Source organism: Streptomyces netropsis (assembly GCF_014203545.1).
Classification (GTDB): domain Bacteria; phylum Actinomycetota; class Actinomycetes; order Streptomycetales; family Streptomycetaceae; genus Streptomyces; species Streptomyces netropsis.
Genome location: NZ_JACHJG010000005.1, coordinates 361,469 through 376,247, shown reverse-complemented (window position 1 = coordinate 376,247; position 14,779 = coordinate 361,469). Strand labels below are relative to the sequence as shown.

The 14,779-nt window shown below is 73.8% G+C and carries 11 protein-coding genes; 3 read left to right on the top strand and 8 right to left on the bottom strand.

Going from position 1 to position 14,779, the window contains the following annotated elements; genetic code table 11:
* Positions 1 to 14: 14 nt before the first annotated feature.
* From FHS38_RS36060 to rsmI, 8 genes are all read right to left on the bottom strand, one after another.
* A complete protein-coding gene (locus FHS38_RS36060; protein WP_268246192.1) occupies positions 15 to 2,561 on the bottom strand; it encodes an FtsX-like permease family protein in 2,547 nt (848 codons plus the stop codon).
* Between the two features lie 265 nt (positions 2,562 to 2,826).
* Complete coding sequence (locus tag FHS38_RS15180; protein ID WP_184734051.1) at positions 2,827 to 4,227, bottom strand: acyltransferase family protein; 1,401 nt, start codon at positions 4,225 to 4,227, stop codon at positions 2,827 to 2,829.
* Positions 4,228 to 4,336: 109 nt separating this feature from the next.
* Positions 4,337 to 5,278 carry a 4-(cytidine 5'-diphospho)-2-C-methyl-D-erythritol kinase gene (locus FHS38_RS15175; protein WP_184734050.1) on the bottom strand — a complete coding sequence of 314 codons (942 nt, stop codon included), beginning with the start codon at positions 5,276 to 5,278 and terminating at the stop codon, positions 4,337 to 4,339.
* A 53-nt stretch (positions 5,279 to 5,331) separates the two neighbouring features.
* Entirely contained in the window at positions 5,332 to 6,204 is an 873-nt protein-coding gene (gene rsmA / locus FHS38_RS15170; RefSeq protein ID WP_184734049.1) for a 16S rRNA (adenine(1518)-N(6)/adenine(1519)-N(6))-dimethyltransferase RsmA, read from the bottom strand.
* A complete protein-coding gene (locus FHS38_RS15165) occupies positions 6,201 to 7,763 on the bottom strand; it encodes a resuscitation-promoting factor (RefSeq protein WP_184734048.1) in 1,563 nt (520 codons plus the stop codon). The genes rsmA and FHS38_RS15165 overlap by 4 nt, the downstream gene beginning before the upstream one ends.
* A gap of 96 nt (positions 7,764 to 7,859) precedes the next feature.
* Positions 7,860 to 8,780, bottom strand: a complete 921-nt coding sequence (locus FHS38_RS15160; RefSeq protein ID WP_184734047.1) for a TatD family hydrolase — start codon at positions 8,778 to 8,780, stop codon at positions 7,860 to 7,862.
* 32 nt (positions 8,781 to 8,812) lie between these two features.
* Positions 8,813 to 9,292: a hypothetical protein gene (locus FHS38_RS15155; RefSeq protein WP_184734046.1), complete on the bottom strand. Its 480-nt coding sequence runs from the start codon at positions 9,290 to 9,292 to the stop codon at positions 8,813 to 8,815.
* Between the two features lie 194 nt (positions 9,293 to 9,486).
* The gene (rsmI, locus tag FHS38_RS15150; RefSeq protein WP_184734045.1) at positions 9,487 to 10,335 is read right to left on the bottom strand and encodes a 16S rRNA (cytidine(1402)-2'-O)-methyltransferase; all 849 of its coding nucleotides are present in this window, start codon (positions 10,333 to 10,335) and stop codon (positions 9,487 to 9,489) included.
* Positions 10,336 to 10,458: 123 nt separating this feature from the next.
* On the opposite strand from rsmI, the gene FHS38_RS15145 reads away from it, so the two are divergent.
* The 3 genes from FHS38_RS15145 to FHS38_RS15135 all read left to right on the top strand — a co-directional run bounded on the left by FHS38_RS15145 (position 10,459) and on the right by FHS38_RS15135 (position 14,619).
* Positions 10,459 to 10,836 carry a cupin domain-containing protein gene (locus FHS38_RS15145; RefSeq protein WP_184734044.1) on the top strand — a complete coding sequence of 126 codons (378 nt, stop codon included), beginning with the start codon at positions 10,459 to 10,461 and terminating at the stop codon, positions 10,834 to 10,836.
* Between the two features lie 267 nt (positions 10,837 to 11,103).
* Entirely contained in the window at positions 11,104 to 12,867 is a 1,764-nt protein-coding gene (locus FHS38_RS15140; RefSeq protein WP_229822475.1) for a dolichyl-phosphate-mannose--protein mannosyltransferase, read from the top strand.
* A 135-nt stretch (positions 12,868 to 13,002) separates the two neighbouring features.
* Complete coding sequence (locus tag FHS38_RS15135) at positions 13,003 to 14,619, top strand: penicillin-binding transpeptidase domain-containing protein (RefSeq protein ID WP_373301815.1); 1,617 nt, start codon at positions 13,003 to 13,005, stop codon at positions 14,617 to 14,619.
* Positions 14,620 to 14,779: the final 160 nt, after the last annotated feature.

The window sequence follows — 14,779 nt, the reverse complement described above, 5'->3', positions numbered from 1 at the left end:
CCGCGGCCCCGGACTCAGACTCCGGCGGCCTCCACCGGGCGGGCCCGCAGGGCCGCCCACGTGGGGATCAGGGTGGCGGCCAGGGTCAGGGCCCAGGCCGTGCCGGCCGTCGTGAGGTAGACCGACGGCGGCCCGGTGGGCAGCCAGCCGTCCGTCACGGCCAGGGCGAACGGGACGAGCGTCGTGGCCGCCGCGACGGTCCCGAGCAGCAGGCCGACGACGGTGACGAAGGTGGCTTCCACCGTCATCATGCGCAGCACCTGGCCGCGGGTGGCTCCGGTGAGGCGCTGGAGGGCGAAGTCCTTGCGGCGGTTGCCGACGGCGACGGCCGTGGTGTTGACGACCGCGAGTGCGGTGTAGGCGACGAGCATCCCGATGATGAGGTAGTTGGCCCAGGTCTGGGTGCGGGTGTTCTCGGCGTGCTGTGCGGTCAGGGCGTCCCGGTCGGTGACCTTCAGTTCGGGGTGCCGCCGGGTGAGCGTGGTGAGCTCGCTCACGAGGTGCTGCCGGTCGGTGCCGGCGGCGGCGCGCACCAGGATCCGGTCCGGCAGGCCCCGGGTGGTGTGCGGGGCGAGGGTGGCGACGTCCGTCAGGGCGGATTCGAAGCCTTCGCGCCCTTGGAACAGGGCCACCACCCGGACGTCGGCGGGGGTGCCGTCGCCGAGGCGCAGTCGCAGGGTGTCGCCCAGGCCGCGGTGTGTCCGGCGGGCGACGTGTTCGGGGAGGGCGACGGTGTTGCCCTTGAGGTCGGCCAGGCTGCCGGCGGTGGTCCTGACGGCGAGGGTGCGCGCGGCGCCGTCCGCGCTGACGCCCTCGATGCGCAGTCCGCGCTTGGCCTCGCCGTCGTAGTGCGGGCGCTCGGTCCAGGCGGCGCTGGTGACGGACGCGCTCGCGCCGTCGACGCCGGGCAGTCGGCGCACGGTGTCCAGGAGCGTGGGGTCCACTCCCCCGGTGACGGAGGTGAGCACGGCGTCGGCGCGCAGGTTCTCGGTGAACGCCTGCTCGGTGGCGTCGGCCGCGCTGGTCTGGAGGTAGAGCATGCCGGTGGTGATGGCGGTCGCGAGCATGACGGGGGTGGCGACGGCGGCCGTCCTGACCGTGGCGGCACGGCAGTTGAGGGCGGCCAGTCGGCCGGCCGGACCGGCCAGCAGGCGGACGGGCCAGTGCAGCGGGACGGTCACGACCTTGGTGAACCAGGGTCCCAGCAGGGCGAAGCCGGTGGCGCAGCACATCACGGTGGGGCCCGCCGTGCCCGCGGCCGAGGGGCCGCGCAGGACGAGGGCGCCGACGAGGGCCAGCGCCGTCGCTCCGGCGAGGAACAGCAGCCCGAGGGCGAGGCGGACGGGGTGGCACCAGCGTTCCTGGACGGCGGCTTCGCCGAGGGCTTCGACGGGCCGGGCGCGTACGGCGGGCCGGGTGCCGAGGAGGCCGCCGACGACGGAGGTGAGGAGCAGGCCGCCGTAGGCGGGCATGGCCGGGATCCAGCCCTGGTGGAACTCGGTGGTGTCGGCGACCATGCCGCCGCCCGCGAGCTGTTCGAACAGCCACCGGCCGAGGACCGGCCCGGCGGGCCAGGCGGCCACCGCGGCGAGGGCGGCGACCATCAGGGTCTCGCCGAGCAGCATCCGGCGCAGCTGTCCGGTGGTGGTGCCGACGGCGCGCAGCAGGGCGAGTTCGCGTCGTCGCTGCCGGGCGGAGAGGCCGACGGTGCCCGCGACGACGAACACCGCGATGCTGATGGCCAGGCCGCCGAAGACTCCGGAGAGCGCGACGAGGTCCTCGCCGCCCGTGATCACCTCGGGGTGTTCGACGCTGCCGCGGTCGTCTCCGGTCAGCAGGGAGACGGGCTGCCCGTCGAGTGCGGTGGCGATGCCCTTGCGGACGGCGGCGGGGTGCGCGCCGGGCTCGGTGGTGACGGCGATGTCGGCGACGGTGTCCGCGCGGGGCGAGTGCCGCTGGGCGTCGGGTGCGGAGAGGAACAGGGTGGGCTGCGGGACGTCGCGTCCGGCGGCGGGGCGGGCGATGCCGCTCACGCGGTACGCGGCCGAGCCGCCGTGCGCGGCGATCCGTACGGTGTCGCCGACGTTCGCGCCCGCGCGCCGGGCGAGCCCCGCGTCGAGGACGACCTCGCCGGTCCGCCGGGGCGGGGCGCCGGTGTCGAGGGCGTACGGGGTGAGGGCGGCGGAGTCCCAGCCGTGGCCGACCGCCTGGTCGGCGCCGCGGCCGGCGCCGAGTACGGCGGCGTCGAAGGTCCGTTCCCCGACGGCCGTGCGGACCCCGGGCACCGCGCGGACCTTGTCGGTCAGCGCGGCGGGGAGCCCGGCCTGTTCGGGGAGGGCGAGCTGCTTCTTCTTGCTCCCGGGGCGCTCGTAAGTGCGGTCCCCGGTGACGACGAGGTCGGCGCCGGCCAGGCGCTGCGGCGGGGCGTTGTCGCGGATGCCGGTCTCCATGAGGCCGCCGCAGGCCATCACGATCGTGGCACCGAGGAAGAGCGCGAGGAACGTGGCGGTGAAGCCGCCCATGCGGTGGCGCAGCGAACGCAGCGCGAGCTTGGTGATCACGGGGTGGCTCCGGCTGTTGCGCCGCCGGTCGTCCTGCTGTTCACGCCCACCCCTTTGGTCACGCTGATTGCCTGACTTCACGCTAGGGATGAGGCGTGCACAGTCCCATGGGACGAGCGGGTGTCCTGGGGGTGGGGGCAGCCCTACCACGCGTCTCCCACGGGGGCCAGCGGTCCGGGTGCGGCCGTCGTCCTCGTCCCGGCGTCCGGCGGCGCCACCGGCCGCGGGCGGACGGACGCCGCCGGGGCGGCCCGGCGGCGGGGACTCAGCCCTCGCCGGATGTGGCCACCGGCACGGGACCGGCCGTCGCGCCACCGCCCGGTCGCGGACGGCGGGGCGCCGCCGCCTCCACCAGGAGCCAGCCGACGGCGGCCATGACGACGGCGGCGGGGGCGGTGACGCGCACGGCGACGAGCATGGCCGTGTGGCCTTCCAGGAGACCGCCGAAGCCGACCATGGACAGGCCGAGGACACCGAAGAGGGCGAGGGTGACGCCGAGGGCGGCGACGGGCCCGGAGACCCGGCGGGCGCTGCCGGCGGGCCTGGCCGCGGCGGGCTGTTCCACCTTCCGGAAGACGGCCACCAGCACCGCGGTGACGACGGCGGCGGCCGCGATCCGGAGCGGGACCTGCGCCCACCAGGCGGCGCTCGCCGGGGCGGGCAGCGGCACATCGAGGGCGAGCAGCGCCCCGTACACCCCGAGCATCGCGGTGAGGTGCCACAGGAACGCGGTCATCGCGACACCGTTCGCGGCGATCACGCCGCGCCACACGCGGGGCCGGGCCACGAGCCGCGCACCGGGCCCGCGCAGCAGTTCGACCGCACCGACCAGCCACAGGCCGTGGCAGAGCAGGGCGGCGGTGGGCGGCGACATGTTGCTGATCTTCTCGCCGGGCATGCCGACCATGGACAGCGGATACGGGCCGAACGCGACCAGCGCGGCGGCCGAGGCGAGGCCGGCGATGACCAGTGCGGCCGGGACGGCGGGGGCGCCCAGGCGCCCGTCGGCCCGCAGGAAGCCGAGCTGGTGGACGGCGAGCCAGACGAAGGCGAAGTTCAGGAATTCCACGAACGGGACGCCGACGGCGAAGCGCAGCGCGTCGACACCGGCCGCCGCGGCGACGAGGGCGGCGAACGCGCCCCAGCCGTACCGCTCGTGGAGCCGCAGCAGCGGCGGGGTGAACGCGACCATGGCCAGGTAGATGCCGATGAACCACAGCGGTTGGGCGACGAGCCGGGCCGCGACGTCGGTGAGCGGCCCGTCGCCGCCGAGGAGTTGCACGGCGAGGGCGCCCGTGCCCCACACCGCTATGAAGACCATGGTGGGCCGGAGCAGGCGCTGCAGCCGGGCCCGCAGGAAGGCGGCGTAGGCCGGGCCGTCGGTCCTGCGGGCGAGGGACCGGTAGGAGAGGGCGTGGGAGAAGCCGCCGACGAAGAAGAACACCGGCATGATCTGGAGCACCCAGGTCAGGAGTTGCAGCCCCGGCTCCACCGCGAGCAGGTTGCCGACCTTCGCGCGGCCGTCGGCGTCGACGGTCACCGCCGCCATCAGCCAGTGGCCGAGGAGGACGGTGCCGAGGGAGGCGACGCGGAGCAGGTCGATGTAGCGGTCGCGCGCGGTGGGTGTCGCGGCGGCGAGGTCGCGCACGCGGGTGTTCGAGGGCATGTGCGAACCGTTGCGCACGCAGGCGCTGCCGCGCCACGGCTCAGGTACTCATGTCGGGCTGAGTACCGGGGCTCCGCCCCGGCCCCCGGTCCTCAAACGCCGGACGGGCTCAATTTGAGCCCCGCAGGACCGTCGCGCCCGCCGCCGGGCCCGAGGTCACGCGGACCGACCGGCAGGTGCCGGAGGCCCTCAGCGCGTCCGCCACCTTCGCCGCCTCCGCCTCGTCGGTCACCAGGAAGGCCGTCGTGGGGCCGGACCCGGAGACCATCGCGGCCAGGGCGCCCGCCTCGGTGCCGGCGGCCAGCGTCGCGGCCAGCGACGGCCGCAGCGAGACGGCGGCGGCCTGGAGGTCGTTCGACACGGCGGCGGCCAGAGCGGCCGCGTCACCGGTGCGCAGCGCGTCCAGCAGGGCCGCCGACGCCTCCGGGTCGGGGACGTCCGCCACGCCCGCTCCCGTGCCGGAGGTCTCGCGCAGCCGGTCGCACTCGGCGTAGACGGCCGGGGTGGACAGTCCGCCGTCCGCGACGGCGAAGACCCAGTGGAAGGTGCCGCCGACCTCGAGCGGGGTGAGCAGCTCGCCCCGGCCGCGGCCGAGCGCGGCCCCGCCGACGAGGCTGAAGGGCACGTCGCTGCCCAGCTCCGCGCAGATCTCCAGCAGTTCCTCGCGGGAGGCGCCGGTGCCCCACAGGGCGTCGCACGCGAGCAGCGCGCCCGCGCCGTCCGCGCTGCCGCCGGCCATGCCGCCGGCCACCGGGATGTCCTTGTCGATGTGGATGTGGACACCTCCGCCGCGCCCGTCGCGTCCGTGCCGCTCGGCCAGGGCGAGGGCGGCGCGGGCGGCGAGGTTGGTGCGGTCGAGCGGCACCTGACCGGCGTCCGGGCCGGTGCAGGTGACGCGCAGTTCGTCGGCGGGGGCCACCGTGACCTCGTCGTACAGGCCGACGGCCAGGAAGACGTTGGCCAGGTCGTGGAAGCCGTCGGGGCGCAGCCCGCCGACCGCGAGCTGGACGTTGACCTTGGCGGGTACGCGGACGGTGACGGACGCGGTCACGGGGTGCGGGCTCCTCGGCTCGTACGGGGGTGCTGCCTGGTGGTGCGGCGTCGCTACTGCTTGTTCTCCGCGATGGCCACGAACTCCTCCACCGTCAGCGCCTCGCCGCGCGCCTGCGGGGAGATTCCGGCGGCGACCAGCGCGGCTTCGGCGGCGGGCGCGGAGCCCGCCCAGCCGGCGAGGGCGGCGCGCAGCGTCTTGCGGCGCTGGGCGAAGGCCGCGTCGACGACGGCGAAGACCTCTTCGCGGGTGGCCGTCGTCTCGATCGGCTTCGACCGGCGGACGAGGGAGACCAGGCCGGAGTCGACGTTCGGGGCGGGCCAGAAGACGTTGCGGCCGATGGCGCCGGCGCGCTTGACCTCGGCGTACCAGTTGGCCTTGACCGAGGGCACGCCGTAGACCTTGTTGCCGGGCCGGGCGGCGAGCCGGTCGGCGACCTCGGACTGGACCATCACCAGGGTGCGCTCGATGGTGGGGAACCGCTCCAGCATGTGCAGCAGGACCGGCACGGCGACGTTGTACGGCAGGTTGGCGACGAGCGCGGTGGGCGGGGGGCCCGGGAGCTCGGTGACGCGCATGGCGTCGCTGTGCACGAGCTCGAAGCGGTCGGCGCGGGCGGGCATGCGCGCGGCGATGGTGGCGGGGAGGGCGGCGGCGAGCACGTCGTCGATCTCCACGGCCGTGACCCGGTCCGCGGCCTCCAGCAGGGCCAGGGTCAGTGACCCGAGCCCGGGTCCGACCTCGACGACGACGTCGTCGGGCCGCACCTCGGCGGTCCGTACGATGCGCCGGACCGTGTTGGCGTCGATCACGAAGTTCTGGCCGCGCTGCTTGGTGGGGCGTACCCCCAAGGCTGCGGCCAGCTCGCGGATGTCGGCGGGGCCGAGCAGGGCGCCGGACTCGTCTGTGCTGGGGCTGGAACTCACCCGTGAAGTTTACGGCCGCAATGTGGCCACGGGCTCGCGCCCCGGCTCACGTACAGCTTCTTGGCCCGGTAGGTCTGCTCGGAGGCGGGTGCGTCCTGCGGTCGGCCGCTGCCGCCGAGCCCCTGCCAGGTACGGACGTCGAACTGGTAGAGGCCCCCGTAGGTGCCCGAGGGGTCGACCGCGTTCGGCCGCCCGCCGGCCTCGCACTGCGCGAGTCCGGACCAGTTCAGGCCGTCCCCGCCCTGCACGGAGGCGGGTACCGCCTTGGTGCCGACCTTCACGATCTCGGTGCGGGGCTGCCGGACGATCTCCGAGCTGATCCGCTTCGGCTTCTGCCGGACGCCGTTGACGGTCCGCAGTGCGTAGGTGACGCGTTCGACGCCCTTCTCCCCGCGCTGCGCGACGACCTCGGTGCCCTTTTGGAGGGTGGGGTCCTCGCGGCGTTCGGTGGTGAAGTCGATGGGGAAGTCGCGGACCTCCTGGCTGCCGGTGATGCGCATGACGGAGATCGTCTGGCCCTCGCGGGGGAAGCTGTCGGGGTCGACGGAGGTGGTGTCCTGGCCGCGCAGGGTGATGCCCGCCTGTTCGATGGCCTCGTGGACGGTGGCCGCGTTGGTGCGGATGGTGCGCTCGCGTCCGTCGGCCATGAAGGTGACGGTCCGCTCGGTGCGCACGTCGAGGTCCAGGCCCTGGCGGGAGATGGCGGCGGAGCGGGAGGCCGACAGATAGGCGCCCTCGGCGCGCACGCCGAGCTGGCGCAGGGCGCCGTCGACGGTCCGGGCGGTGGTCCACACCTGGCGGTGCTCGCCGTCGAGGGTGAGGGCGAGGAGCCGGCCGTAGCGGACGACGATCTCGTCGCCCGCGGCGAGGTCGTGGTGCGGGCCGGGGGCGACGATGTCGTGCTCGCCGACGGTCATGTGCTCGTCGGCGAGGAGTTCCTCGACGTCGTCGGCGAAGGTGTGCAGGGTGCGGGGGGCGCCGTCGACGCTGAGCCGGACGGTCTTGTCGCTGGCGATGAAGGAGGACGTGCCGCCGGCGAGGAAGGCCACGACGAGGGCCTGCGGGACGAGGCGGCGCAGCCGGTCGGGCCGGTCACCGGATCTCTTGCGCCGCCCGGGGGCGGGGCGGGGCGCGAGGTCCTCGGGCGGGAGCGGCGGCCCGAAGGCGCCCGGGGTCTCGTAGGGCGCGGTGGGCGGCGCCGGGTCGTGGGGCGCGGCCGGGGCGTAGAGGGCGTCAGGGGTGGCCGTGCTCGCGTAGGCGTCCGGGGAGGCGGACTGCCGGGGCAGATACGGCTCGTAGGACTCGTACGCGCTGTAGGGGGCGCCGGACCCGTAGGACTCGGCTCCGTAGGACTCGGACCCGTAGGCCCCGGAGCCGTAGGACTCGGGCTCGCGGGGCTCGGGGCAGTAGGTCCCGTACGGCTCGTAGGGGACCTGCGGCGCGTACGGGACCTGCGGCTCGTACGGCGTCTGCGGCTCGTAGGGCGCGTACCGCTCGTACGTCGGCGTTTCGGCCGCCCCGCGGTGTGCAGCGCGGGGGCTGCCCTGTGCATGACTCACGACACTCCACTGGGTCCGAGCTATCGGGCCGGGACTGTAGCGGAGTGATGCTCACTCTCCAAAGTCGTATAGTCACACTGTGTCGCGCCGTGAGAGTTAATAGCCGAAGGCGCGTGCGGTATTCGCGGCGACCGCCGTGGCCAGAGCGTCCTCGTGGACCCCCTTGATTTCGGCCATCGCCCGCAAGGTGACCGGAATGAGGTAGGGCGCGTTGGGCCGTCCGCGATACGGCATCGGGGTCAGGAACGGTGCGTCCGTCTCGACGAGGACCAGGTCGAGCGGGGCGACGGCGAGGGCGTCGCGCAGCGGCTGGGCGTTCTTGAAGGTGATGTTGCCCGCGAAGGACATGTAGTAGCCCGCGGCGGCGCAGATCTTGGCCATCTCGGCGTCGCCGGAGTAGCAGTGGAAGACGACCGTCTCGGGCGCGCCCTCCTCCTCCAGGACCCGCAGCACGTCGTCGTGCGCCTCGCGGTCGTGGATGACCAGGGCCTTTCCGTGCCGCTTGGCGATGTCGATGTGACGCCGGAAGGACCGCTCCTGGGCGGCCATGCCTTCGGGGCCGGTGCGGAAGTAGTCGAGGCCGGTCTCGCCGACGCCGCGTACGTGCGGCAGTGCGGCCAGCGCGTCGATCTCGGCGAGGGCCGCGTCCAGGGCGGCGTCGCCGCCGGGCTCGCGGGCGCCCTGCCGCGACCAGCCGTCGGGGTCGCCGAGGACGATGCGGGGGGCTTCGTTGGGGTGGAGGGCCACGGTGGCCCAGACGGCGTCGTGCGCGGCGGCGGTCTCGGCCGCCCAGCGGGATCCGGCCAGGTCGCACCCCACCTGGATCACCGTGGTCACGCCGACGGACGCGGCCTTGGCCAGCGCATCGTCAACGGAGCCCTTCTGCATGTCCAGGTGGGTGTGCGAGTCGGCGACCGGTACGTTCAGGGGCGCCGGGAGGGGCGGGGGAACGTCCTTGTCGTCGTTCTTCTTCCGCTCGCCGCCGGTCGTGCCGCTGTTCGATGCTGTTGCCGCCATGACGCGATTCTAGAGATCGCCCGGGGCGGGGCTCACTTCCGGTGGAAGGGCTTCAGCAGGTCCGAGAGGTGCCAGTGGCCCCTGGACCGGTCCGCGTCGTCGTGGCGCGGCTCGGCGCCGGTGTCGCGGGTGTCGCGCGTGGGGAGGGGACCGGTGGTGGCCACCACCGAGCCGGTGGGCATGTGCAGAGCGTCGGCGACCTGGGTCACCTGGCCGGACCGCATGATCCGCACGACGTGGCCGCCGCAGTTCACGCAGGTCGGGCGGGTCAGCGGGGAGGGGACGCGCTCGCCGTCCGCGTAGTAGGTGACGAACGCCCGGCCCTCGGCGTCGGTGTGGTGCTCGATCTCGTACGACTGCTCCCAGCCGTATGCGCAGCGCATGCACGCGAAGGCGTAGGACTCGTGCCCGACATCGCCCGCCGGCCCCGGTCGGGGTGTGCGCGGTTCGGTCAGCGTGCGGGGTTGGGCTATCGGCTGAACACCGCTCGAGGTACCCGCGGTCTCGCTCATGGCAGCTCCTCTTGTCCGCTGGACAAGTCTCTCCGGGACCGGACGTCCCGCTATCCAGGGAACGCCCATCACGGCGATGACGCAGCAGCCCGGGCCTCGAATTGGGCCAAACTTGGCGGCTTCATATCCGAAGCGCCAGGCTGCCATGCCTAAGCTTTGCCTTTCACGATAACCCTATTACCTTCCGAAGCGCCCTACTTTGCCGCGTTTTTCGCCGCTACGACGGCATCGAAGACCTCGCGCTTGGGTAGCCCCGCTTCGGCCGCCACGGCCGAGATGGCCTCCTTGCGGCGCTCCCCCGCTTCCTCCCTGACCCGCACCCGGCGGACCAGCTCGGCGGGGTCGAGGTCCTGCGGACCGGGCTCGGGCGCTCCCTCGACGACGATGGTGATCTCACCGCGGACGCCCTCGGCGGCCCACTCGGCCAGCTCCTTCAGAGGGCCGCGCTTGACCTCCTCGTACGTCTTGGTCAGCTCCCGGCAGACGGCCGCCCGGCGCTCCTCGCCGAGGACCTCGGCCATGGCGGCCAGCGTGTCGTCCAGCCGGTGCGGGGCCTCGAAGTACACGAGCGTGCGGCGCTCGTCCGCGACGTCCCGCAGCCGCCCGAGCCGCTCACCGGCCTTGCGCGGCAGGAACCCCTCGAAACAGAAGCGGTCCACCGGCAGCCCGGACACCGCCAGCGCGGTGAGGACGGCGGACGGCCCCGGCACGGCCGTCACCTTGATGTCGTGCTCGACGGCGGCGGCGACCAGCCGGTAACCGGGGTCGGAGACGGACGGCATCCCGGCGTCGGTCACCAGCAGCACCCGCGCCCCGCCCAGCAGCGCCTCGACCAGCTCGGGCGTACGGGCGGACTCGTTGCCCTCGAAGTACGACACGACGCGGCCGGTGGTGTGCACCCCCATGGCCTGCGTGAGCCGGCGCAGCCGCCGGGTGTCCTCGGCGGCGATCACCTCGGCGGCGAGCAGCTCCGTGGCCAGCCGTGGGGGCGCGTCGGCGACGTCACCGATGGGGGTACCTGCGAGTACGAGCGTTCCAGTCACGCTCCCATCCTCGCAGGGCGCGGCGGTGACGTGGCCGCGGCCCGGGAGAGGGGGCACGCTGGAAGAGGTCCTTCGCGTACCCCTTCCGGGGCCCCCGAGGACCCCGAGGAGGAGGTCGGAGCCATGCCGAAGGTGTCGAAGGAGAGCGCCGCCCAGGTCGAGGACCACGGCGTCGTGGTGGACCGGCACGAGGACGTCGACGGCTACACGGTCAATTTCGTGACCTTCAACGAGGACGTCGACGGCACCCCGCTGATGAAGGGCCTGCCGGAGGACAGCTGCAGCTGCCCGCACTGGGGCTACGTCCTCAAGGGCAGCCTGACCTATCGCTTCGCCGACCACGAGGAGACGTTCGAGGAGGGCGACGCGTTCTATCTGCCGCGCGGCCACGTCCCCTTGGCCACGGCCGGCAGTGAACTCGTGCAGTTCAGCCCGACGGCGGAACTGCGGGTGGTGGAGGAGGCGATGGCGCGGAACATGCGGGGTGCCGACGGCGGCTGACCCGGGCCGCCGGGGGATGTTCGCGCCGCTGCGGGCGATCGCACGGGCCCGGCTCCCGTACCGGGCGGGATGCGCCGAGCGGCGACACGTCGTATGCACGGTCGCGGAGCGCTCGCCCCCACGGGCCGGGCGGCGGCCTGCCCGGGCGCTCGCCGGCACCCGGGTCCGCCCCCGACACGCTCGGGCGCCTCTCCTCGAAAGGCTCACCCGCAGGGGGTGCCGCGCGGTCATCGGGACTCGCACAGGCGGGTTCCCTACGATGGCGCGGTGACCAGTGACACCGCGACGCGAGGCCGGCAGGGCCAGAGGGCAGACGGGCAGCCGCCCCCGTGGCAGCGCAGGCTGCGGCGGTTCGGGTATGCGGGACGCCCCGAGCCGGACGTGCGGGAGCGGCTGGTGCCGCCGTACCCCGAGCCCGGTATCCGGCTGTGGGGGGCGCTCGGGGTACGCCCGGGGGCGGCGCTGCTGCTGGCGCGCGGCATGGGCTGGATCGGGCCGCTGCTGGTCGCCCTGTTCGCGGGGCTGCTGCGGTTCTGGCACCTGGGCAGCCCGAGGGACGTCATATTCGACGAGACGTACTACGCCAAGGACGCCTGGGCGCTGTGGAAGCACGGCTACGAGGCCAAGTGGCCCGACAACGGCGCCAATGAGGCGATCCTCAAGGGCAACACCGACATCGCCGACGTCCCCACCTTCGTGGTGCACCCGCCGGTCGGCAAGTGGGTCATCGGGATCGGCGAGTGGCTGCACGGCCTGAACCCCTACGGCTGGCGGTTCATGGTCGCGCTGCTCGGCACCTTGTCGGTGCTGATGCTGTGCCGCATCGGACGGCGGCTGTTCCGCTCCACCTTCCTCGGCTGTCTCGCGGGGGCCCTGCTCGCCGTGGACGGTCTGCACTTCGTGATGAGCCGCACGGCCCTGCTCGACTCGGTGCTGATGTTCTTCGTGCTGGCGGCGTTCGGCTGTGTGCTGGTGGACCGGGACAAGGCCCGGGCCCGGCTGGCGGCGGCGCTGCCGGTCGACGAGGGGGGCGTCGCGCGGCCGGACGCCGAGGTCGGCGAAGGGCTCCGTCTGGGCGTGCGGCCGTGGCGGCTCGCGGCCGGGGTCTTCCTGGGCCTGGCGTGCGCCACGAAGTGGAACGGCGCGGTGTATCTGGCGGCGTTCGGTCTGCTGGTCGTCCTGTGGGACCTCGGCGCGCGCCGGCTGGCCGGTGCCCGGCGGCCGTACCTCGCCACGCTGCGGCGCGATGTGCCGTGGGCGTTCCTGTCGACCGTGCCGGTGGCCTTCGGCGTCTATCTCGCGTCCTGGACCGGCTGGTTCGCCAACAGCGGGACGTACACCAAGGAGGGCGGCTGGCAGCACAGCGGCTACCTCCGGCACTGGGCGGAGACCGAGGGCGGCCACAGCCCGGACGGCTTCCTCGCGGGAATCCTCAACCCGCTGCGCAGCCTGTGGAAGTACGAGAACGACGTGTGGGACTTCAACACGAACCTCTCCTCGCCGCACACGTATCAGTCCAATCCGTGGAGCTGGCTGGTCCAGTCCCGTCCGGTGTCGTACTTCTACGAGTCCCCGACGGCGGGCCAGGACGGCTGCCCGGCCGACGCGGCGGACAAGTGCGCGCGGGAGGTGCTCGCGCTGGGCACCCCGCTGCTGTGGTGGGCGGCGTGCTTCGCGCTGGTGTATCTGCTCTACCGGTGGGCCTTCAGGCGTGATTGGCGGGCGGGCGCGGTGCTGTGCGCGGTCGCCGCGGGCTATCTGCCGTGGTTCATGTGGCAGGAGCGGACCATCTTCGTGTTCTACGCGGTGGTGTTCGTGCCGTTCCTGTGTCTGGCGGTGGCGATGATGATCGGGGCGCTGCTGGGGCCGCCGGGCTCCTCGGAGCGGCGGCGGATCGCGGGCGCGGTCGGCGCGGGGACACTGGTCCTGCTGATCGCCTGGAACTTCGTCTACTTCTTCCCCATCTACACGGGCCAGGCGATCCCGTTGGACGCGTGGCGCAACCGGATGTGGTTCGACACCTGGATCTGATGGCCGCCGTCGGCGCCCCACCAGCCGCTTCCGGCCATGTCACTCCATGCGTCACTCCCGTCCCGTAGAGTTCCGATACAGACGTTTTGATCAACTGATTAAAACGCCGGGAACTGGGCGGGGGCCTGGAGGGGGATGGACATGCGCAAGGGCGCGAAGATCGCGGTGGGCGGGGTGGCCGTCGCGATGGTGGGGGCGGCGGGGCTGGGTGCGTACAACCTGGTGGACGCGGTCGCGGACGGGGCGGGGACGAACGAGGCGGCACCCGTGCGCACCGGACCGCCGACCGGGGACGAGGTCGACAAGGCCGCCCACGACTTCCTCGCGGCGTGGGCGGCGGGCGACACCGAGCACGCCGCCACCCTCACCGACAACGCGTCCGCCGCGTCGGCCGCGTTGACCGGATACCGCGATAGCGCCCACGTCGAGAAGGTGACGCTGGAGCCGGGCGCGGCGACGGGCGCGAAGGTGCCGTTCACGGTCAGCGCCGAGATCACGTACGGCAAGCAGCACTCGACGTGGAAGTACGCGTCCTCGCTCGACGTCGTCCGGGGCAGGACCAGCGGGAAGGCCCTGGTCGACTGGCAGCCCACGGTGGTCCACCCGGAGCTCAGGGCCGGCGGGACGCTCCGGACGGATGCCGTCCGGGCCCCGGAGGTCACCGCCCTCGACCGGGACGGCGCGGTGCTGGACGCCAAGGACCACCCCTCGCTCGCGCCCGTACTGCCGCAGTTGCGCAAGCGCTTCGGGGAGAAGGCGGGCGGCGAGCCGGCGGTGGAGGTGCGGGCCGAGGGACCGGACGGCGGCGCCGGCGCCCGGACCCTGCACGTGGTCTCCAAGGGAAAGCCGGGGACGTTGCACACGACGCTGGACGCGGACGCGCAGCGGGCCGCCGAGGCAGCCGTGGCCAAGCGTGCCGACGCGTCGGTGGTCGCGGTCAAGCCGAGCACGGGCGAGATCCTGGCCGTGGCCAACTCCAAGAAGACCGAGTTCAATCCGGCGCTCCAGGGGCAGACCGCGCCCGGCTCCACGATGAAGGTCGTCACGGCGGCGGTGCTGCTGGAGCAGGGCAAGGCCGCGCCGGGCAAGCCGCTGCCGTGCCCCAAGTACGCCACGTACGGCATGCGCTTCCACAACGTGGAGGAGAGCGAGAACCCGAAGGCGACCTTCGCGCAGGACTTCGCGGCCTCCTGCAACACCGCCTTCATCTCGCTCGCCGACGACATCCCCGACGGCGCGCTCGCCGCCGAGGCCAGGGACGTCTTCGGGCTCGGCCTGGAGTGGAAGACCGGCATCGGGAGCTTCGACGGCAGCGTGCCCGCCGACGCCGGGGCGGGCAAGGCGGCGGCGATGATCGGGCAGGGGCGGGTGCAGATGAGCCCGCTGAACATGGCCTCCGTCGCCGCGACCGTGCGGACCGGATCGTTCCACCAGCCTTATCTCGTGGCCCCGTCGGTGGACGACCGGGAACTCGCCCGGGCGGCCCGGCCCCTGCCGGCCCCCGTCGCGCGGGACCTGCGCTCGATGATGCGGCTCACCGCGCTCTCGGGCACGGGCGCGCGGGCCATGGCCGGCCTCGGCGGTGACGTCGGCGCCAAGACCGGCTCGGCCGAGGTCGACAACCAGCCCCAGCCCAACGGGTGGTTCACCGCCTACCGGGGCGACGTGGCGGCCGCGGCCGTCGTGCCCCAGGGCGGGCACGGCGGCGACTCGGCCGGCCCGATCGTGGCGGCGGTCCTCCGGGCGGGGTGACAAGGCCGCGGTGGGGGCGGGGGCGCCCCGGGCTCACCGGGCCAGGGCGTGTCCGACGGGACTTCGGCTGCGGGCGCGTCGGTGCCGCCTGCGGCGGCGAGCGCCCTGCGGGCGCGTCCTCAATCGCCGGACGGGCTGCTGTGCTGTGCCCTCACACAGC